18 protein-coding genes are annotated in these 18,579 nt (G+C 68.5%); 11 read left to right on the top strand and 7 right to left on the bottom strand.

Annotation, left to right across the window (positions count from 1 at the left end):
- Window positions 1-109: 109 nt before the first annotated feature.
- The 3 genes from ACX80J_RS16425 to ACX80J_RS16435 all read left to right on the top strand — a co-directional run bounded on the left by ACX80J_RS16425 (window position 110) and on the right by ACX80J_RS16435 (window position 3,154).
- On the top strand, window positions 110-865 hold the full coding sequence (locus ACX80J_RS16425) for an SOS response-associated peptidase (protein WP_459345050.1): 756 nt from the start codon (window positions 110-112) through the stop codon (window positions 863-865).
- 236 nt (window positions 866-1,101) lie between these two features.
- The gene (locus ACX80J_RS16430) at window positions 1,102-1,845 is read left to right on the top strand and encodes an MBL fold metallo-hydrolase (protein ID WP_459348522.1); all 744 of its coding nucleotides are present in this window, start codon (window positions 1,102-1,104) and stop codon (window positions 1,843-1,845) included.
- 52 nt (window positions 1,846-1,897) lie between these two features.
- Complete coding sequence (locus tag ACX80J_RS16435; protein ID WP_459345048.1) at window positions 1,898-3,154, top strand: phospholipase D-like domain-containing protein; 1,257 nt, start codon at window positions 1,898-1,900, stop codon at window positions 3,152-3,154.
- On the opposite strand, the gene ACX80J_RS16440 is transcribed toward ACX80J_RS16435, so the two are convergent.
- Window positions 3,123-3,854: a GntR family transcriptional regulator gene (locus tag ACX80J_RS16440; RefSeq protein WP_459345047.1), complete on the bottom strand. Its 732-nt coding sequence runs from the start codon at window positions 3,852-3,854 to the stop codon at window positions 3,123-3,125. The genes ACX80J_RS16435 and ACX80J_RS16440 overlap by 32 nt on opposite strands.
- Before the next feature lie 20 nt (window positions 3,855-3,874).
- Window positions 3,875-5,683 (bottom strand): gamma-glutamyltransferase family protein, encoded by a 1,809-nt coding sequence (locus ACX80J_RS16445; RefSeq protein WP_459348523.1) that lies wholly within the window; start codon window positions 5,681-5,683, stop codon window positions 3,875-3,877.
- A 146-nt stretch (window positions 5,684-5,829) separates the two neighbouring features.
- Here ACX80J_RS16445 and ACX80J_RS16450 point away from each other — a divergent pair, with 146 nt between their 5' ends.
- Window positions 5,830-6,549 (top strand): YoaK family protein, encoded by a 720-nt coding sequence (locus tag ACX80J_RS16450; RefSeq protein ID WP_459348524.1) that lies wholly within the window; start codon window positions 5,830-5,832, stop codon window positions 6,547-6,549.
- A 4-nt stretch (window positions 6,550-6,553) separates the two neighbouring features.
- A complete protein-coding gene (locus tag ACX80J_RS16455; RefSeq protein WP_459348525.1) occupies window positions 6,554-7,987 on the top strand; it encodes a CPBP family intramembrane glutamic endopeptidase in 1,434 nt (477 codons plus the stop codon).
- 37 nt (window positions 7,988-8,024) lie between these two features.
- Here the strand turns inward: ACX80J_RS16455 and ACX80J_RS16460 are convergent, their stop codons facing one another.
- Window positions 8,025-8,696, bottom strand: a complete 672-nt coding sequence (locus tag ACX80J_RS16460) for a pentapeptide repeat-containing protein (protein WP_459348526.1) — start codon at window positions 8,694-8,696, stop codon at window positions 8,025-8,027.
- 168 nt (window positions 8,697-8,864) lie between these two features.
- Between ACX80J_RS16460 and ACX80J_RS16465 the strand changes: the two genes are divergently transcribed.
- From ACX80J_RS16465 to ACX80J_RS16475, 3 genes are all read left to right on the top strand, one after another.
- The gene (locus tag ACX80J_RS16465; RefSeq protein WP_459345042.1) at window positions 8,865-9,329 is read left to right on the top strand and encodes a hypothetical protein; all 465 of its coding nucleotides are present in this window, start codon (window positions 8,865-8,867) and stop codon (window positions 9,327-9,329) included.
- Window positions 9,330-9,377: 48 nt separating this feature from the next.
- Window positions 9,378-11,192 (top strand): glutaminase A, encoded by a 1,815-nt coding sequence (glsA, locus tag ACX80J_RS16470; RefSeq protein WP_459348527.1) that lies wholly within the window; start codon window positions 9,378-9,380, stop codon window positions 11,190-11,192.
- Window positions 11,193-11,298: 106 nt separating this feature from the next.
- The gene (locus ACX80J_RS16475) at window positions 11,299-11,514 is read left to right on the top strand and encodes an AsnC family protein (protein WP_459345040.1); all 216 of its coding nucleotides are present in this window, start codon (window positions 11,299-11,301) and stop codon (window positions 11,512-11,514) included.
- 78 nt (window positions 11,515-11,592) lie between these two features.
- Here ACX80J_RS16475 and ACX80J_RS16480 read toward each other — a convergent pair whose 3' ends face one another.
- Window positions 11,593-11,982: a hypothetical protein gene (locus tag ACX80J_RS16480; protein ID WP_459345039.1), complete on the bottom strand. Its 390-nt coding sequence runs from the start codon at window positions 11,980-11,982 to the stop codon at window positions 11,593-11,595.
- On the opposite strand from ACX80J_RS16480, the gene ACX80J_RS16485 reads away from it, so the two are divergent.
- Entirely contained in the window at window positions 11,981-12,190 is a 210-nt protein-coding gene (locus ACX80J_RS16485; RefSeq protein WP_459348528.1) for a hypothetical protein, read from the top strand. The genes ACX80J_RS16480 and ACX80J_RS16485 overlap by 2 nt on opposite strands.
- 621 nt (window positions 12,191-12,811) lie before the next feature.
- Window positions 12,812-15,046: a CBM96 family carbohydrate-binding protein gene (locus tag ACX80J_RS16490; protein WP_459348529.1), complete on the top strand. Its 2,235-nt coding sequence runs from the start codon at window positions 12,812-12,814 to the stop codon at window positions 15,044-15,046.
- 325 nt (window positions 15,047-15,371) lie between these two features.
- Here ACX80J_RS16490 and ACX80J_RS16495 read toward each other — a convergent pair whose 3' ends face one another.
- Window positions 15,372-15,602, bottom strand: a complete 231-nt coding sequence (locus ACX80J_RS16495; RefSeq protein ID WP_459348530.1) for a hypothetical protein — start codon at window positions 15,600-15,602, stop codon at window positions 15,372-15,374.
- A 59-nt stretch (window positions 15,603-15,661) separates the two neighbouring features.
- On the opposite strand from ACX80J_RS16495, the gene ACX80J_RS16500 reads away from it, so the two are divergent.
- Window positions 15,662-16,507 carry an SDR family oxidoreductase gene (locus ACX80J_RS16500; RefSeq protein ID WP_459348531.1) on the top strand — a complete coding sequence of 282 codons (846 nt, stop codon included), beginning with the start codon at window positions 15,662-15,664 and terminating at the stop codon, window positions 16,505-16,507.
- Here the strand turns inward: ACX80J_RS16500 and ACX80J_RS16505 are convergent.
- Both ACX80J_RS16505 and ACX80J_RS16510 read right to left on the bottom strand, forming a co-directional pair.
- Window positions 16,494-17,753, bottom strand: coding sequence for a glycosyltransferase 87 family protein (locus tag ACX80J_RS16505; RefSeq protein WP_459348532.1), 1,260 nt, complete (start codon window positions 17,751-17,753; stop codon window positions 16,494-16,496). The genes ACX80J_RS16500 and ACX80J_RS16505 overlap by 14 nt on opposite strands.
- 85 nt (window positions 17,754-17,838) lie before the next feature.
- On the bottom strand, window positions 17,839-18,540 hold the full coding sequence (locus ACX80J_RS16510; RefSeq protein ID WP_459345034.1) for a TetR/AcrR family transcriptional regulator: 702 nt from the start codon (window positions 18,538-18,540) through the stop codon (window positions 17,839-17,841).
- Between the last annotated feature and the right edge of the window lie 39 nt (window positions 18,541-18,579).

The following is an 18,579-nucleotide window of genomic DNA, read 5'->3' on the forward strand; positions in this document are numbered from 1 at the left end:
TTTTTCTTTTTTTTCTTTGCGGGGAGGAGGGGGGGGGTTTCTTTTTTTTCTCCTCTTCTGTCTTCCCCCCCCCGCTACTCCCTTCCGCCGGGAGACAGGAGACCTGGGTATGTGCGGACGCTTCGTCATCGCGGGGAACAAGGCCGACCTCATCGACGCGTTCGATGTCGACGAGTCGCTGGAGGACGAGATCGAACCCTCGTGGAACGTCGCACCCACGAACACCGTCCAGCTCGTCGTCGAGCGGCTCGATCCGGACACCGGGGAGCTCACGCGGCGGCTCGAACCCGCGCGCTGGGGCCTGATCCCCTCCTGGGCGAAGTCCGCAGCGGTGGGTGCGCGCATGATCAACGCCCGCAGCGAGACTGTCCTGGAGAAGCCGTCCTTCCGGGCGGCCGCGCTCAAGCGCCGCGGGCTCGTCCCGGCGGACGGGTACTACGAGTGGCGGAAGAACGACGACGGCTCCAAGACCCCCCTCTACCTGCACGACCCCGACGGTGCCGCCCTCGGGTTCGCCGGGCTGTACGAGTTCTGGCGGGATCCCGCGACGGCGTCGGAGGAGCACCCGCAGGGGTCCTGGGTGGTGAGCTGCACCATCATCACCCGCCCGGCGAGCGATGCCCTCGGCGAGATCCACGACCGCACACCGGTGATCGTGCCGCCCGTGCTGCGCGGCGACTGGCTCGACCCGCGCAACGACTCCCGCCCCGCCGTCCAGGAACTGCTCGACGCCATCCCCGATCCGCACCTCGTCCCCCGCCGCGTGGGGCCCCGTGTCGGCTCGGTACGGAACAACGGCCCGGACCTCATCGAGCCCCTCCCGGGCGACGTGACGGCCGACGGCGAGCAGCAGATGCTCCTCTAGCCGCACGTACCGCTCCGTTGCTCGTGTTCACCCATGCCCGTCGTCATCTCCGTGCCTTCCGGGAACGCTCCGGACGCGCGTCCGAAGCGGCACCGCCGTCGTGTCCTGTCCATCCGGCTCCCAAGCTAGCGACGCGCGCGGGATAAGGGAAGTCCACGGGACCGCTCTGGTGCTCCCCTTGTTGCAGCGCGCCACCGCGCCTAGGGTCGGACGCAGGTGACGACGGAAGGAGAGGCATGATCAGGACGGATATCGCCCCGGGGATCCATTACCTCGAGCATGCGCGGACCAACGTCTACCTGGTGGAGGACGACGACGGCGTCCTGCTGGTGGACACCGGCCTGCCCCGCTCGAGGGCCCTGCTGCTGCAGGCACTCTCCCGCATCGGGAGGACCGTCCAGGACATCCGCGCCGTCGTCCTGACCCACGGTCACTTCGACCACGTGGGCACGGCGGAGCACCTCCGGACGAAGTACGGGATCCCGGTGTACTGCCACCCCGACGACGCCTTCCTCGCCGCCCATCCGTACAGCTACGAGCACGAGCGTTCCCCGTTCCTGTATCCGGTGCGGTATCCGCGCGCCATCCCCGGCCTGCTGCGTATGAGCGCCGCGGGAGCCCTTGCCGTCAAGGGAGTTCCGGACACCCTCCCGCTCACTCCCGAGGCCGCCGCAGCCCTGCCCGGTTCGCCACTCCTGGTCCCGACCCCCGGTCACACGAAGGGCCACTGCGCCCTGCACTTCCCCGACCGCGAGTCCGTGATCAGCGGTGACGCACTGGTGACGCTCGACCCCTATACCGGCCATCCCGGCCCGCAGGTCGTCGCGCGCGCGGCGACCGCCGACACCGCGACCGCCCTGCGCTCCCTCGAGGGGCTCCGCTCCACCGGGGCCCGGACCGTCCTGCCGGGCCACGGCTTCCCCTGGAGCGCCGGCGTGGACTCGGCTGTGGCGCAGGCTATCGAAGTCGGCGGCCATTAGGCGCCCTCCTCGTGGCGACACCCGGCGCGGCCCGGGGCGATACGCTGGGCGCATGGGCTGGCTGAGGCATTCCACGGTTATGGGCTTCGCACGGGGCACGGTCAAGCGTGCAGCGATCGCGCTCCTCTCGGCGCAGGCGGTGGTCATCGCAGGACTCGTCGGCGTCGATACGTACCAGAAGCGCCAGCGCACCAGGCGGGACGGCTTCCCCCAGCCGGGGACCTTCAGGACGACGATCGCCGACACGGACACCACGGTCTACACCTACGGGGAGGACCTCTACGACGCCATGATCGCGGCCATCGACAGGGCCGAACACCAGGTCCTGCTCGAGACCTACATCTGGAAGGGCGACGACGTCGGCACCCGGTTCCGGGACGCGGTGAACCGTGCCGCGGAGCGTGGCGTGAAGGTCTTCGTCATCTACGACGGGTTCGCCAACCTCGTGGTCAACCCCTTCTTCTACAGATTCCACCCGCTCGTCAACACCTACCGCTTCCCGGTGGTCCGTCCGTCGATCGTCTTCACGAACATCCGCGGTACGGGCTTCGACCACCGCAAGGTGCTCGTGGTGGATGACGAGGTCGGGTTCGTGGGCGGATACAACATCGGCTCGGACTACGCGACGAAATGGCGCGACACCCACCTCGAGATCCGTGGGCCGTCGGTCTGGGAGCTCCGGGAGGCGTTCGTCAGTTTCTGGAACTTCCGCGCCATGCCGCGCCGGCCCGAACTCCCCGACCTCAGCGCCTCCTTCTGGGAGCCGCGCATCCGTGCGGTGAACAACATCCCGGCCAACCTCGTGTTCCCGATCCGCGGCGTCTACCTCGATGCGATCAACCGCGCCGAGCGGCACATCTTCATCACGATGGCGTACTTCATCCCCGACCGGCAGATCCTCGAAGCCCTGCTGCGGGCGAGCCGCCGGGGCGTCGACGTGCGCGTGATCCTGCCCGAGGACTCGAACCACGTGGTCTCGGACTGGCTGTCCCGCGGCTTCTACTCGGCGATGATCGGCGCCGGGGTCCAGATCCTGCTGTACCAGAACTCGATGATCCACGCGAAGACGGCGACGATCGACGGCGAGTGGAGCACCATCGGTACCGCCAACATCGACCGCCTCAGCCTCACCGGGAACTACGAGATCAACCTGGAGATCTTCGACCGCGCACTTGCGGCGACCATGGAGGAGATCTTCGCGGTGGACTCCTCCAACTGCCGGCTGCTGAGCCGCGAGGAATGGGAGAGCCGGCACGTCGTGGCCCGGGTCAGCGAATTCATCCTCGCTCCGCTGCGCCCGTTCCTGTAGTCCCGGACCCCGTCCGGCCCGGCGCGGAGAACCGCTCCAGGTATCCGTGCTGGGAGGATTCCACGTGCCCGGCCATGAGCCGCTCCGCCTCGGCCTCGTTCCCTGCGTCGATCGCCGCGAGAATTCCCCGGTGCTCGCTCCAGGACTGCTTCCCGCGGTTGTCGACGTCGGCTGCGTAGAGCCACTCGATCTTGCCCGAGATCTGCCGGAGGAGCGCGGCAAGCGATGCGCTGCCGCTCAGTTCGGCGACCCCCAGGTGGAAGCGGATGTTCAGTTCGGGCAGGTCCGCGAGGGCGTCGTCGGCCACGGCCCGGTCGCCGTCGTCGAGGATCTCCGCGAGCGCGCGCCTCGCGGGGAACCATCCGGTGCTCGGCGCATCGGCCACGAACTGCGCTGCCGCCCGACGTGCGGCGCGGCGTGCGATGGTCGCTTCGATGACGCGCCGGACGGCGAACAGGTCCTCGGCGTCGTCGAGCGGGATCTCCGCCACCGTGGAACCGGCGTAGGGTCTCGATTCGACGAAGCCCTCCGCCTCCAGCGCCCGCAGTGCCTCCCGCACGGGTACGCGTGACACGCCGTACTTGGCGGCCAGCGCGGCCTCCGTGACCCGGGCGCCCGGGTGCAGGACGCCGAAGATGATGTCGTGGCGGATGGCGTCGAGGACGCGCTGGGGCGCTGCGGCGTCCTGCTCAGGCCGCATCCGCAGCGCCCGTCCGGTGGTCAGCGTCCTGCGGCATAGCCCTGTGCTCCCCTGGGGTTGGCGGCGGCGGACAGCACGCCGGTCTCGGGGTCCCTGGTGACACAGGACAGCCGGCCGAGGGCCCAGTCCCCCGCCCGTGTGATGACGTGGCCCCGGCGCTCCAGGTCGGCGATCACGTCCTCGCCCAGCCGGTCCTCGACGACGGCACCGCCCGGTTCCCAGGTGCGCGGCCAGAAGGAGCCGGGGATGGACGTGGTGTGGAGGGACGGTGCGTCGATGGCCTGCTGCGGCGTGTACCCTCCGACGATGGTGCGGAGGATGTAGAGCAACTGCCACTGGTCCTGCTGGTCGCCACCGGGTGATCCGAGGGCGACGACGGGCTTGCCGTCCCGCAGGATGAGCGTCGGGGTGAGCGTGGTACGGGGCCGCTTGCCCGGCTGCAGGGTGGACGGCGCCCCGTCCTCCAGCCAGGTCATCTGCAGCCGGGAGCCGAGGCAGAACCCGAGCTCGGGAATGGCGGGTGAGGACTGCAGCCACCCTCCGCTCGGCGTCGCGGAGACCATGTTGCCCTGCGAGTCGACGACATCGATGTGGCACGTGTCGCCGCGCGTCTCCCCGCTGCGCGAGACGGTCGGTTCGCCCACTCCGGCGAACCCGCTGCCGCCGGCGAGGGCGGGCGGGGCGTAGTCGACCCGGAGCGGAGGAGTGAAGGGGTCGACGCCAGGGACCCTTCCTGGCCGGAACTCGAGCGACGCCCTATCCCCGATGAGGGCACGCCGCTCGGCGGCGTACTCCTGGGAGAGCAGGTGGTCCAGCGGGACGTCGGCGTCCCCGTAGTAGGCCTCCCGGTCGGCGATGGCCAGCTTCTGCGCCTCGAGGATGGTGTGCGCGCCGATCCCGGTGGACGGGTCGAGGCGCTCGTCGTCGAACCCGTCGAGGATGGCGAGGGTCTGCAGCAGCGCCGGGCCCTGACCCCAGGGCCCGGTCTTGGCGATGGTGTACCCGCGGAACTCGAGGGTCGTCGCCTCCTCGTACCCGGCTTCGAAGCCGGCGAAGTCCTCGACGGTGAGGACGCCCGCGTGGTCCAGCCCGGAGGAGTGCCGGTGGGGCCTCCGGACGAACTCGGCGGCCGCCTGGGCGACGAGCCCTGTGCGCCACTCGAGACGGGCGGCGTCGATGCGCTCGGCCCGCGTGGCGCCGTCGGCCGCCGCGCCGACCAGGGACCCGAGGACGCGGGCGTATGCCTCGTTCCGGATGACCTCGCCCTCGCGTGGCGGCCTGCCCTCGGGCATCCAGAGGGCCGCCGACGTGGGCCAGTGCTCGGTGAAGAGGTCCGCCACGGCGGCGATGGTCGCTCCGACGCGGCCGAGGACGGGGTGGCCGTCGCGGGCATAGCCGATCGCGAAGGCCAGGACATCCCCGAGCTCCCACGTTCCGTGGTCGCGCAGGAGGACCAGCCAGGCGTCGACGGCGGCAGGGACCGCCGCGGCGAGCGCACCTGCGCCCGGGACGAGCTCGAGCCCCTCGGCAAGGTAGTGCTCGCGGGTCGCGGCGGCCGGTGCCGGGCCCTGACCCATGAGTACGACGGGCCTGCCGGGCTCCTCGGCGGTGGCGAAGACACCGGTCATGTCACCTCCCGGTCCGTTGAGGTGGGGTTCGACCACATGCAGGACGAACGCCCCGGCGACGGCGGCGTCGAACGCGTTGCCGCCGCGTTCCAGCACGGCCTGCGCCGATGCCGTGGCCAGCCAGTGCGTCGATGCGCTCATGCCGAAGGTGCCCTGCAGGGTAGGTCGCGTGGTGAAGGAGGAAGGGGAGGTGTACGTCATCGGCTGCCTTTCGACGGGAGCGCCCGGGGCGATCGTGCGCAGCGGCGGGGGCGTTCTCAGGGGCCGGTGCGGATTGAATACAATCAACGGTACGACGATAGGCGTCGTATACATTCCCGGCAAGACTGCAGACGAGGGACATCATCGTGAAGAAGCGCGTGGCGACGGACCGGCTCCATCTCTGGCTCATGCTCGGCCTGACGTTCTCGACCGGCGTCATCGACGCCGTCGGCTACCTCGGCCTCGACCGCGTGTTCACGGGCAACATGACGGGCAACGTCGTCCTCCTCGGCATGGCCTTCACGGGTGGCACCGGCCTGCCCGTCCTCCGGCCCGCGCTCGCGCTCGCCTTCTTCATGGTCGGCGCGGCGCTCGCCGGCCGTGTCCTGCGGAAGGGGCCGGAGGGGTGGTCGGCCCGCACCTCGAGCACGCTCCTCACGGTGACCCTCGGACTGACCGCCCTCGCGGTGTACGTCGCGCTCGTCGACGTGCAGGCCGAGGAGGTGCTCGGCAGCATCACCACATCGGTGCTCGCAACCATGATGGGCATCCAGGCTGCGACGGCCAAACGACTGAAGGTCGCCGAGATCACCACCGTCGTGGTGACCTCCACCATCACGGGCCTCGCCTCGGACTCCCGGCTCGCCGGCGGGAAGAGTCCCTTCTGGGCGCGCCGTTTCTCCGCCATCGCGCTCATCATGGCCGGGGCCGTCGTCGGCGCCCTCACGCTGAAGGTGGACCTCTGGCTCGGCGTGGCCGTCTCCGCACTGCTCTCCGCCGTCGTCACCCTCCTGGGCCACCTCCGCCACCGTCGGGACCACAGGGAAGCCGTCGCAGGAAGCGCCAAGGAATCCGCACTACGGTAGAAGCATGGAACAGGTCGACCAGCAGTTTGAATTCCACCGTCTGGCCCGCTCGTGGCCGCAGTACCGGTGGTGGAAGCCGCTCCTCACGGCGCTGCTCGGAATCGCTTTCTACGTGGTCTTCACGGTGATCCTGCTGATCGCCGGAGCGGTCGCCGCACTCAGCACGTCGGCGGACGTCTCGCAGTACCTCGACGCAGCGGCGGCGATCGACCTGAGCGACCCGGTGATCTTCGCCTTCACCCTGGTCTCCCTGATCCTCATGATCCCTGCCCTCGCGCTCGCCGTGCTGGTCACCGGACCGCGGCCCCTCGGTCTGCTCTCGTCCGTGGCGGGCCGCATCCGCTGGCGCTGGCTGGGCCTGTGCGCCGCCGCGGCCCTGGCCGTGTTCCTGGTGAGCCTGGGCATCTCCACCGTTCTTAGCTTCCTCTTCCCGGAGGAGGCCGCCGCAGCGCCCGTGCAGCAGGACACGTCCACCCTGGTCGTCCTGCTGGCCCTCTCCCTCCTTGCCGTCCCGTTCCAGGCCGCGGCCGAGGAGTACGTGTTCCGCGGCTTCCTGATGCAGGCCGTCGGCGGCTGGCTCCGCCACCCCGCCTTCGCGATCCTGCTGCCCGTGCCGCTGTTCGTCCTCGGCCACCTCTACGATCCGCTCGGCCAGGCCGACGTCGCGATCTTCGCCGTCGTCGCCGGCTGGATCACCTGGCGCACCGGCGGCCTGGAAGCGGCCATCGCGGTGCATGCGATCAACAACATGACCATCTTCGTGCTCGGCGCCTTCGGCCTGGTCGACGTCAACTCCACCGAGGGATCCGTGAGCGGGCTCCTCGTGTCCGTGGCGACCCTGGCGGTGACCGCCGGTGTCATCGTCCGCCTCGCGAACCGCCGCGGCATCGACCGGACCCGCACGGTCGTTCCGCAGGCCCCGCTCGAGCACGCCTACCTCTCGTACGCCCTTCCGGCAGCGGGCGGGAGCGCGCCGTACGGGTACCAGGTACCGCCGGTTCGCAATCCCTGGGCACAGGAACTGCACCCGGAACAGCCGGGCGGCTACGATCCGGCGCAGTACGACCGCGCGCAGTACGCGCAGCAGCCTGCCGGCGTCGAGCCCTTTCCGGCCCCGACTGCCCCCATGGCCCGGCCCACTACCCCGCCCGCTGCCGCGCCGCGGATGACCCGCCCGTCGCAGGCGATGCCGGACGCCGTCGCCGGCCCGCCGGTCCCCTCGCCCCATGCGCGGGCCGCACCCGTGTCCTCCGATGGGCGCGTGCCATCGGGAGCCCCCGCGCCCCTCGAACCGCAGCGCCCGGCGGCGGGGTCGCATCCGGCCTTCCGGGACGACGGCGCAGACCGCCACCCCACGGGCCCTGCACATCCTCCGGGACCAGGGCATCCCTCCGGGACGTCGCACCCCACCGGCCCGGGGTACCCCGCAGCGGGCTGACCCGCAACGGTACCGGCCGGCCGCGCCGTCCCGCCTGTCAGCCCTCGACGCGCAGGCCTATGCTGTCGGCGAGGAAAGGAGCCAGCAGCTGCAGCTGGTACTCGTCGATCGTGGCGCCGCGCAGGCCGTCGAGGCCGCTGATACCCCGGAAGCTGCTGGTGCGGAGGTCGGCGTCCTTCAGCTGGGCGCCGTCGAGCGTGAGTGTGCCGATCGTGCAGTCCTGCAGGGCCAGCCGGGTTGCCCGCACGCCCGTGAGGTCCAGCTCTCCGATGATGCACCCGCTCACGAGCACATCCGTCAGCTGCGCGCTGCGGAAATTCACATAGTCGAGCTTGCCTCCGTCGAGATGCACACCGTCGAGCCGGCTGTCGTAGAGCTCCGCCGAACCCCACCGCGTGCTCCGCAGCGACGTCTCACGCCAGCTGCTCCGCGGAGCGCGGAAGACCGGGGCGAAGAGGTCGTCGACGGCGCATTCGATGAACCGCGCGCCGCGCAGCTCGGTGTCGTTGAGTGACACTCCCTGCAGGATGCATTCCTGCAGCGTGATCCCGGCGAGCTCCTCACCGTCGAAGGATGCGCGTTCATACAGCTCCCCTTCCCGGTGGTCGCCGTCGAGCAGGTGGGGCTCCTCGACCCGGGTGACGTCCCGCGGTGCCCGCAGGGAGAGTCGCGGGGCGATCGTGGCGCTCGCCCGTGCATTCCTGGCCATGGTCCCTCCGTCGTGACATCACGTCGTCCATCCGTCATCGGTGCGACTGCACCGGCTCGTCAGTCTAGTTGCGCCGTCCGGTGCGGCCGGCGCCGCGGCGCGGCTGCGCTGGGCGCGAACAGGCGTGGCCCGTGCTTTACTGGCATTCGTTCTTCCAGGGGGAAACAGATGGGCAGCGACCGCATGCAGAACACGCACGACCCGCGCTACGACGGGATCTACCAGCGCGGGAATCCTGCGGAGGCCGCGTCCAAAGCGGTGTCTCCCGCGCCGCACGCGCCGGCACTGCCCCGGCCGACAGAAGACACCGCTGCCCCCTCGGTGATCCGCGAGGTCGGATCCGAGGCACCCGGGCAGCCAAGGCTCATCCCGCCCCGCAATCCCTTCGACGTCTGGGCCTGGGTCGTCGCGGCCGTGCTCGTGGCCCTCGGGGTGTACTTCCTCTCGGCCCCGATGATCCACGAGCAGCAGTACATGGAGCAGCTCACCCTGGGGCAGATGGGCACGCCGTACAGCAACCCCTGGTTCAACTACACCGTCACGGCCGCCCCTCCCCTGATCTTCCTCGGCGTCGCGACCGCCGTCGTCCAGCTCTTCGTGCTCTCCATCCGCCACACGCTGCGTACCCGCTGACGGCCGGTGCCGGGGAGGCAGTGCTGCCGTCCCCGTAGGGTGGACAGCATGGAATCGCCGATCGAAAGTTACCTCAGGACCATCCACCGGGAGATCTCCGATCTGCGGGACGGGAAGCCCTACAGCACCATTCCGGCGATGGCGAACGTCGATCCCGACAACTTCGGCATCTGCCTGACCACCGTCGACGGGTACATGTACGAGATCGGTGACACCCGGGAGGAGTTCACCATCCAGTCGATCTCCAAGCCGTTCACCTATGGGCTGGCCCTGTCGGACCTGGGGATGGAGGCGGTCGATGCGAAGGTCGACGTGGAGCCCTCGGGCGACTCCTTCAACGAGATCTCGCTGGCACCGGGCAGCGGACGCCCCTCGAACGCGATGATCAACGCCGGCGCCCTGACGGCGACCTCGCTCGTCCAGTCCCGGGGCGGCAACACGCGCTTCCGGCGCATCGTGAACACCTACTCGCAGTTCGCGGGCCGGCAGCTGGGCGTCAACCAGGAGATCTTCCGCTCCGAGCTCGAGCACGGCCACCGCAACCGTGCCCTGGCCTACCTGCTGCGGTCCTTCGACATCATCGAGGACGATCCCACGCCCGTCATCGAGGACTACTTCCGGCAGTGCTCCGTGATGGTGAACTGCATCGACCTCTCCGTCATGGCGGCGACGCTCGCCAACGCCGGGCGGAACCCGCTGACGGGTGTCGAGGCGATGGACCTGTTGGCCGTCGAGAGGGTCCTGTCCGTGATGACCACCTGCGGCATGTACGACGACGCCGGATCGTGGATCAGCACCGTCGGAATGCCGGCCAAGAGCGGAGTGGGCGGCGGCACCATCGCCGTCCTGCCTGGCCAGGTGGGCCTCGCCGTGTACTCGCCACCGCTGGACGAGCACGGCAGCAGCGTGCGGGGCATGGCCACGAGCCAGCGGCTGTCCCGTGACATGGAACTGCACTTCGTGCGTGCGGCGCGGGCCGGGCGGTCCGCCATCCGGGCCACCTACGACATCACGGCCGCACCCTCGGGCATCCGACGGACCGACGAGGCGATGGAGGTCCTCCGCGACCAGGGGCACCGCGCCATGGTGATCGAACTCAACGGGGACCTCCTGTTCGCCGGCACCGAGTCGATGGTCCGCGCACTCAGCAGCCTGGACGACGGCGTCGACTTCGTCATCCTCGACCTGCGCCGGGTGGACGAGGTGGCCGACGTCTCCCTCCGCCTGCTGGGCCAGTGCCGTGAGAACCTGGCGAAGGTGGACCGCGAGCTGGTCCTGATCGACGGCGAGGGCACCCTGGCGGAGACCTTCCGGGACGTCGATCGCCCCGTGCCCACTTTCGATACGCGCACCGCCGCCGTCGAATGGTGCGAGAACGAACTCATCACGCGGTACGGCGGGGACCTCATCCTCCCGTCGGAGGTGGAGGTGGCACAGTGCCCTGCGCTGAGTCCCCTCAGCGACGAGGACGTCGAGGCGCTCACGCACCGGATGGAGGACCGCACCTACGAGAAGGGCCACGTGGTCCGCCGGGTCGGGCAGTCCTTCGGGGGCGTCTTCTTCATCCTCTCGGGCAAGATCGTGACCTCCGTCCCCGGGCCCTCCGGCGAGCGCCTCAAGCTCACGACCCTGAGTGCCGGGATGACCTTCGGTGAACTGGCGCTGGGCAGCGACAACCGGCAGGAGACCACGGTGAAGGCGCTGGAGACCGTGCACGTGAAGGTGCTGACCGCACAGGCCATCCGGACCGTCGAGAAGGAGGACCCGCGGCTCGCCGTCGAACTCTGGAAAGCCCTGACCCGTGATGCCTATACGCGCGTGGACCTGTACCTGCGGGAGACCGCGGTGCGGATCCGCGACTAGAGCGGACGGCTCCGACCCCGTACGCGACTAAGGGGTCGCAGTGCACGGAAGCCGAACCGGACCACGAGCCCTTGCCTCTCCCCCGAGTGTCAACTAGTGTTGACAAATGGAGGTGAAGGGATTGAAGACACTCGTTGGATCGATGGATGGTAAGGGACCCGCTGAATCCCTGCAGATCGTTGCTGAACTACACCGGGAGGTAGGGCGTGCAGAGGCCGGCCTCGTCCGGAGCGCCCGTCAGGCCGGATTGTCATGGGAGGCCATCGCCCAGTGCCTCGGGGTGAGCAAGCAGGCAGTCCACCGGAAGTACGGCAAGCAGTAGCGCGAGGCCCAGGGCTCCTCGGTCTGCAGGAGATTCACCGTCCCGGGACCTCTTGGCGACCTTTGCCTCCTGCCGCCCTCATGCCGTCGTGATCGCCCGCCGCTTCATGCCGAGGAGGGCCGTGAGAGCGGCAAGGACAGCGATGTCGAGCATCCACCACGCACCGGTCCAGTCCCTCGTCGTACCGTTCGGCACCGGGGTGCGGGAGAACGGGGAGATGTGCCGGACGTCCTGGTCCAGGCCCACCATCCCACCGAAGATGCCGAGGACGACGCCGGCTCCCAGGAGTGCCCAGCCCATCGCGATGGTGGCCGAGGGTCGGAGGACGAACACCAGCGCGGGGACGGCGAGGTAGATGAGTGCTGCGGGAAGCTGGGCCGCGGCCGTCTCCCACACGGTCCACCCCTCCACGGAGGTGCCGTGCGAGACGGTCAGGGAGACCCAGGCGCCGAATGCCGTCAGGACCATGACCAGCACCACCGAGGCCGCTCCCAGCACCAAGGCGATCCTCCGGCTGCGCCAGGAGGAGGCGGGCGGCACCGCGGAACTACTGCTTGCCGCCCCCGTCGGCCGGATGCGATGGCTGGCGAGCTACCTTCGTTTCGCCGCCGGAGAGATTGGGCCACAGCCGCACGTCACCGGGGACGTAAGCCAGGCGGCGGTGCACCTGCACTGACTGCGCCCATGGGCCGAGACCGAAGATGCGGGCCGTCATTCTGGAGCGCCCATTCCGTCCTGGCCACGCCCAGCAGGATTCGGAGCGTACTCGGCATGGACCATCCAAACCGAGCGAACACGGGCATGTCCTCATCAGGTCGGGCTCGACCAACCTGTACGCCGAGATAGCGGTGGATGAGGAGCAGGTGAACAACCTCGAGGTGGATTGGGGTGCGCTGACCGACTTCTTGCGGGTCGTCACCAATAACAGCGAGGACAGCGTGGGCGGAAGCCCGTAGCCCCTCGGCTCGTGATGTACAGCAGGGCGGCCACGCGGACGGGGGCCGCCCTTTCGTTTGTCAAAGGCGGACGCAGTATCTGCACAATATTGGCTCTCCTGGCCGTCTGAGTATCTCTTCACTCCAGGACCACGGGTAACACTGGTCACATCTCAATTACCTAGTTCTGAAAGCCCGGCGCTGCGGTCTCATCCACTCGTGGAACAACGCTCCGGGCCCCTTCATGGTGCTGTGTCGTCTGGGGAGGCGTCAGCTCGGTCGCGTGGCCTTCTCAGCCATGCCCATCAGAAAGTGAACGTCATCAAAAAATCAACAAGCGCTCTACTTGATCGGTCCTCTCCATGAGAAAGTTATTGACCGCGGTCGCCCTGTCTGCGTTGGTTGCCACAGGTTGCTCAGCACCAACATTTGAAGGGACTCGTGCAGCGGTAAGCGCACCAGTCTCCATCGCTCCGGTAGCGGATACATACGTTCAGGCTGATTTCCCGACCACGAACTACGGCAACAGCGTCCGTTGGAGCACAGAGGGCCGCAACTCCATGCGGCGCAACGCCCTCCTCAAGTTCCATGTGGTCGTACCGGCAGGAGAGCGGATCGTATCCGCCAAGCTCCGGTTCTACGCAGAGGCGAGCGCGACAGCCACTGAGTTCGTTAACGTGTACAAGACGACCGGCGACTGGACCGAGACGGGTGTCACGTGGAACAACGCACCCGCCCGTGGGACGTGGCTGGGCAAGACTGGTGGCTTCGCAGGTAGCTCGTGGGTGGAGTGGGACGTGACAGCCGCTACGGTGGCTGGGGCGAACAACTTCACGCTCGAATCGGGTGCCCAGAAGTGGATCGGGTTCAAGTCCGACGAGTCCCCTGACCCCGCTCTCCGCCCGAAGCTCGTCATCACCACAGAGCCGACCGGGACCACCCCGACAACGCCTCCTCCTCCCCTAACGGGTGATGGTACGACAGCTGCTTCCACCCAGAACTGGGGTCCTGTGGTAGCTGGGGACGAGTTCAACTACACAGGAGCGCCTGACGCCGCTAAATGGAGTGTCTACAACTCGGCTGGTCACGCAGGTAAGGGACTCCGCAGCCCAGCGCAGGTCACCGTCGACGGGACGAAGGCAGTCCTGACTGGCACCCCGGATGGTACGACAGCCGGGCTGAGCGCGAAGTTCGCCAACCAGATGTACGGGCGTTGGGAAGTCAGAGCCGCAGGCTCAGGCGACGACGAGTACCACATGGTCAGCATCCTCTGGCCTGACAGTGGGAACTGGCCGTGCGACGGTGAGCTTGATTTCGCTGAGACAACCGGCGACTGGAACGTCATCAAGTTCTTCACCCACTACTCGTGCGACAACCTGCAGACCTCAGGGTCGAAGGCCCTCGATGTCAGCCAGTTCCACAACTACGCGGTCGATTGGTCCCCAGCCGGGATCGTCGGATACGTGGATGGTGTGAAGTGGTTCGAGGACAACACGCCCGGCCATCAGCCTCCCGGCCCGATGCACCAGACTCTGCAGCTTGACTGGTTCCCGAACAGCTCCGCTAACGGTGCAGGTGAAATGCGGGTCGATTGGGTCCGCGTCCACAACCCCGCAACCATCACGCAGCCGACTCCTACGCCTACCCCGACACCGCCTCCTTCGACAGGAGGGTCGTTCGACTTCGCCGCCGTGGGTGACATGAATCCGTCAGGCAACACATCAACGACCTCAGCTTCGGGCAAGAACGCCAGCAGCATCAAGGCGGGACTGGCCGATGGGACGCTCGACAACTTCATCGGTATCGGTGACTTCCAGTACAGCGCCGGCAACTGCACGAACAGCAGCTACACGGGTGACACGTTCGCCAAGTGGGAAGCCGCAGGATGGGGTCCCGTAAAGGCGAAGACCCTGTGGACGGCTGGACCGAACCACGACCACGAGCCCGGACGTAACGCCGAGTTCGACAAGTGGATGGATGGTGCGTGTGGAAGCACCGCCAAGTCGGCCACCAGCACTGACCTGACCCGCACGAACGCTGAAGGCTCAGGCACGGCGGCAGGTTTTCAGGCGGCTCACGAGTGGTACTCCGTAGACAAGGGCAACTGGCACATCCTGTTCGCCCCCACCGGAGCGTGGCGCTACAACGCCATACGTGCTCAGGCGATGACAGCCGAGATTGACGCCAACCTTGCAGCCGCCAAGGCTCGGGGGAAGCACCTGGCAGTCGTCTACCATGACCCGTACTTCACGTCGAACACGTCCTCACACAGCCGCTTCACGGAGGCCAAGCCTTGGATCGACGTGTTCCACAAGAACAGGGTGAAGGTCCTGCTCTCGGGTAGCCAGCACAACTACGAGCGCACGTGCCCGGTCAACAACGCTGACCAGTGCACCACCGATGGGATGCAGCAGTTTCAGGTATCCACGGGCGGTATCGGCCTGAGGGCGTTCACGTCCAGCCCGGCGTACGTCCAGAAGCGTTTCAGCGATACGTGGGGTCACCTGCGTATGAGCCTGAATGATAACGGCTCGTACACATGGCGGTTCGTAGCCGTACATGGTGGCACAGGAACCGATAGCGGTTCCCGCCAGTAGTCCAGCTAACTGTGGGGGCTGCCGTGTGGTGGCCCCCACAATCCCATATCTGAAAGGAGGCGAATCGTGAGCGTCACCATGTTTGCGGCTGGTATCACCGAATCGGCCGCCTCGATGGCGCCGGTCCAGATCCAGTAGCCTTACGGTCGCAGACCCTGTCTTGCCACCCTGTCGCGTAAGCAGAGGCGTCGACTTATGACGAAAGAGTCGGCTTCAAGACACTTCTGGGTGAGGCATCGTGGCGCCATGATCGCATTGGGTACCGCTCCGCCGGTCACGCTACCGCGCATGAGACCCTGAAGGCCGGAGGCCAAGCCGATCAAGGCTAAGGGCTCGAGTGCGACCGGCTCGCCGAACGCAGCAGGGCCGGTAGAACCTGCGCGAGAATCTCCTCGCCTACATCAACGCGTTCTCCGACAACGTCCGCGACATCTTCACCAAGTACAAAATCGAGGACCGCATCGAAGAACTGGAGGAAAGGAATCGCCTCCTGCTTGTCCTTCAACGGTTTGCTGAGGTCGATCTCCACCCCGCACGGCAGGACCACGTAAGGCACCTAGACTGGCGTTTGGCCCGGCTACCAGGACGGGCCGGTGGAGTGAGGACGGACATGCGATGACGGTGCTGATAGCGGGCTGCGGGGACCTGGGCACCGAAGTGGGGCTGCGGCTGGCAGCTCGCGGCGAGCGGGTGATCGGATGGCGCCGCTCACCCAAACGCATCCCCGAAGGCATCGAGGGTAGAGCCGCCGACCTGACGCAGCCGCTGCCACCGATCCCGCAGGACACCGACGTCGTCGTCATCGCCACCGCCGCCGGTGACCGGAGCGAGGCCGCCTACCGCAGTGCGTACGTCGACGCCACCCGCAACGTACTGGATGCCCTCGAGCGCGACGGCGTGACGCCCCGACGCATCCTCTTCGTCTCCTCGACGGCGGTCTACGGGGATTTCGACGGCGACTGGGTCACCGAGGAGTCGCCGGCGGAGAGCCCCGCCCCGACCGCCCGCCTCGTCCGCGAGGCCGAGCAGGTGCTCCTCCGCCGCTCGGACCGCGGCACGGTCCTTCGGCTGTCCGGCATCTACGGCCCGGGCCGCACGCGACTGATCGACCAGGTGAAGGGCGGGACGGCGGTCCTGCCCGCCGGAACCCAGTGGACCAACAGGATCCATCGCGACGACGCGGCGGCGGCGATCGTGCACCTGACCATGGACCTCGACGATCCCGCGCCGATCTACGTCGGCAGCGACGAACAGCCCGTGGACCTCGGCGAGGTACTGCAGTTCCTCGCCGCCGAACTCGGCCTGCCGGAGCCGCCGACCGGCGAGACGTCATCCACCCGGGGTGGGGCCCGCCGCATGGACAGCAGCCGACTGCGGTCCACCGGTTTCTCCTTCGCCTACCCGACGTACCGGGAGGGCTACCGGGCCGTCCTCGCAGGGCAGGGCGTCAGGCACCCCTAGGCAAGCCGGCGGCCGCAGGGACGTCCGCCTTCGCCGTCAGGCGCCCCAGCCGCACCAGGGACCAGAGGAAGATACTGACCACGAGCAGGTTGCGGAGGGTGAGCAGGACGGCGACGGCGGGGTTGAGTTCGTAGCGCAGGGCGTCGTAGAAGACCGGATACACGAGGGTGGTCAGGCCGGCCGTCACCAGCATCGCGATCGCCGGGTAGCGCCACTCGGCCGCGCGGTCGAGCACGAGTCCGGCGGCGATCACGGCGGCGATCCACAGCATGAACTGCGGCGAGCCGACCTTGTTGAAGACCACGAGCGTACTCACGAGGGCCAGTGACCCGGTGGCGAGCAGGGCGCCGGCCTGGGCGCCGCGGTGCAGCGCGATCGCGAGGAACGCGGCGACCAGGACGATGGTCAGGGCGAGCAACGGCGTCATCAGGTCCCCGACCAGTCCGCTCAGCGCACCCCGCACTTCCATGGTGTTGATGACCTCGTCCTCGAAGAAGTAGGCGCCCGACGTCCCGGTGATCGCCTGCCACACCCCGGGCGTGCTGAGCGGAGCCTCGAGCTGCATGCCGCGCGCGCCCTGGGCGCTGAGGAATCCGGTGAGGTTGCGGATGTCCCCGAAGGCCGCGACGACGCCCGCGATGCCCGCGGTGAGCGCGACGCCGGCACCGAGGATGCGGAGCCGCCCGCGCCGGAGAACGACGAGCGACGCGAGCACGACGGCGGCGGGCCACACCTTCATCCACGTCGCCGCGCTGAGCACGAGCGATGCCACGAACGGGCGTGCGGCGACGATGAGCAGTGCGGCCACCACCAGGGGTGCGGTCAGGCCGTCGATCCTGCCGACCGCCACCGGCCCGAGGAGCGCCGTGGCCGCAAGCCACCAGTACGCGGCGGTGAACGACGACGGCGTGCGCTGCCGGACCAGGGCCGCAGTGCCGACGGCGTTGAGGCCGGCGAAGAGCAGGAACCAGGCGAGCTGGTACAGGGAGGAGCCGAAGACCGTCGCCACGACCATCGGCACGAGGGCCCCCACGGGATAGACCCAGGCGGTGTCGATGCCCTGCCAGACGCCGTCGGCCAGGGCCTGGTACGCCCACTCACGGTAGAACCGGAGGTCGCTGAGCACGGCCCCGCCGAGGAGAAAGGGCAGCAGCCCGGCGAGGAACCCCAGATGGACAAGGGCGAAGAACAGCCAGACCGAGCGCACGCTGTTGCGGGTCTCCGGATGGGGCAGGCGGATGCGCACGGGAGCTCCTGGTCGGCGGGGTGGCGGCAGCGGCAAGTCTCTCATTTCCGGCGTCGGCTCCGCTAATTCCCGGGGTGGACACCTCTCAGGGTGCGTCCGCCCGAAGACCCAGCTGGCCGGCAAGGCGCTGGACGGTGTAGTCGAAGAGCACGTCGGGACGCGCGAAGGTGGAAGGCCCGTACTGCCCGAACACCTCGAACGACACGGCGCCGAACAGCGCCGACCAGGCCTGCACGGTCCCCGCGATGAGTGCGTCCGGAGCGGCCAGGGCCAATTCGTCCCGGATGGCCTGGAAGTCGGCAGCGAGCTCCGGGGGCGCTCCGGCCTGGCCGCCGTCGAGGTCGCCTGCACGCCAGGCGTCGTCCAGGATGCGCGCGAGCAGCGTGACGACGCGGGTCCCCTGGGGCGTGGTCCTCTCCGCCGGAGCCGCGTAGCCGGGGACGGGGCTGCCGTAGAGGAGCGCGTAGCGCGACGGTTCGCGAACGGCCCAGCGGCGGACGGCGCCGGCGAGGGCGGTGAAACGGTCGGCGGCGGTGCCGCCCGCTGCCTCGACGGCGGCATCGACCTCGTCGCCGAGTTCGGTGTAGGCATCGACCACCAGGAGCGTCAGCAGTTCGTCGCGGTTGGCGACGTAGCGGTAGACCGCCGAGGACACGACCCCGAGTTCGCGGGCCACGGCGCGGAGGGAGAGCGCCGCAGCTCCGACCTCGCCGAGCTGCCGGCGTCCGATCCGGGTGATGTCCATCAGGGTCTGCTCGCGTGCCCGTTCGCGTGGTGTTCCAGCCATGGAGCCACTCTGGCAGGCGGAAGAGAGCACTGTCAACAA

The sequence above is a fragment of the Arthrobacter rhamnosi genome (assembly GCF_054510975.1).

Bases quoted from the DNA above. Each gene is read 5' to 3' on its own strand.
- ACX80J_RS16435 (WP_459345048.1), top strand. From the start codon at position 1,898: ATGGGCTGGCTGAGGCATTCCACGGTTATGGGCTTCGCACGGGGCACG.
- ACX80J_RS16465 (WP_459345042.1), top strand. From the start codon at position 8,865: ATGGGCAGCGACCGCATGCAGAACACGCACGACCCGCGCTACGACGGG.
- ACX80J_RS16510 (WP_459345034.1), bottom strand. From the start codon at position 18,540: ATGGCTGGAACACCACGCGAACGGGCACGCGAGCAGACCCTGATGGAC.
- ACX80J_RS16425 (WP_459345050.1), top strand. From the start codon at position 110: ATGTGCGGACGCTTCGTCATCGCGGGGAACAAGGCCGACCTCATCGAC.
- ACX80J_RS16430 (WP_459348522.1), top strand. From the start codon at position 1,102: ATGATCAGGACGGATATCGCCCCGGGGATCCATTACCTCGAGCATGCG.
- ACX80J_RS16480 (WP_459345039.1), bottom strand. From the start codon at position 11,982: ATGGTCCTGACGGCATTCGGCGCCTGGGTCTCCCTGACCGTCTCGCAC.
- ACX80J_RS16500 (WP_459348531.1), top strand. From the start codon at position 15,662: ATGACGGTGCTGATAGCGGGCTGCGGGGACCTGGGCACCGAAGTGGGG.
- ACX80J_RS16475 (WP_459345040.1), top strand. From the start codon at position 11,299: ATGGAGGTGAAGGGATTGAAGACACTCGTTGGATCGATGGATGGTAAG.
- ACX80J_RS16445 (WP_459348523.1), bottom strand. From the start codon at position 5,683: ATGACGTACACCTCCCCTTCCTCCTTCACCACGCGACCTACCCTGCAG.
- ACX80J_RS16460 (WP_459348526.1), bottom strand. From the start codon at position 8,696: ATGGCCAGGAATGCACGGGCGAGCGCCACGATCGCCCCGCGACTCTCC.
- ACX80J_RS16485 (WP_459348528.1), top strand. From the start codon at position 11,981: ATGACCAGCACCACCGAGGCCGCTCCCAGCACCAAGGCGATCCTCCGG.
- glsA (WP_459348527.1), top strand. From the start codon at position 9,378: ATGGAATCGCCGATCGAAAGTTACCTCAGGACCATCCACCGGGAGATC.
- ACX80J_RS16490 (WP_459348529.1), top strand. From the start codon at position 12,812: ATGAGAAAGTTATTGACCGCGGTCGCCCTGTCTGCGTTGGTTGCCACA.
- ACX80J_RS16440 (WP_459345047.1), bottom strand. From the start codon at position 3,854: ATGCGGCCTGAGCAGGACGCCGCAGCGCCCCAGCGCGTCCTCGACGCC.
- ACX80J_RS16455 (WP_459348525.1), top strand. From the start codon at position 6,554: ATGGAACAGGTCGACCAGCAGTTTGAATTCCACCGTCTGGCCCGCTCG.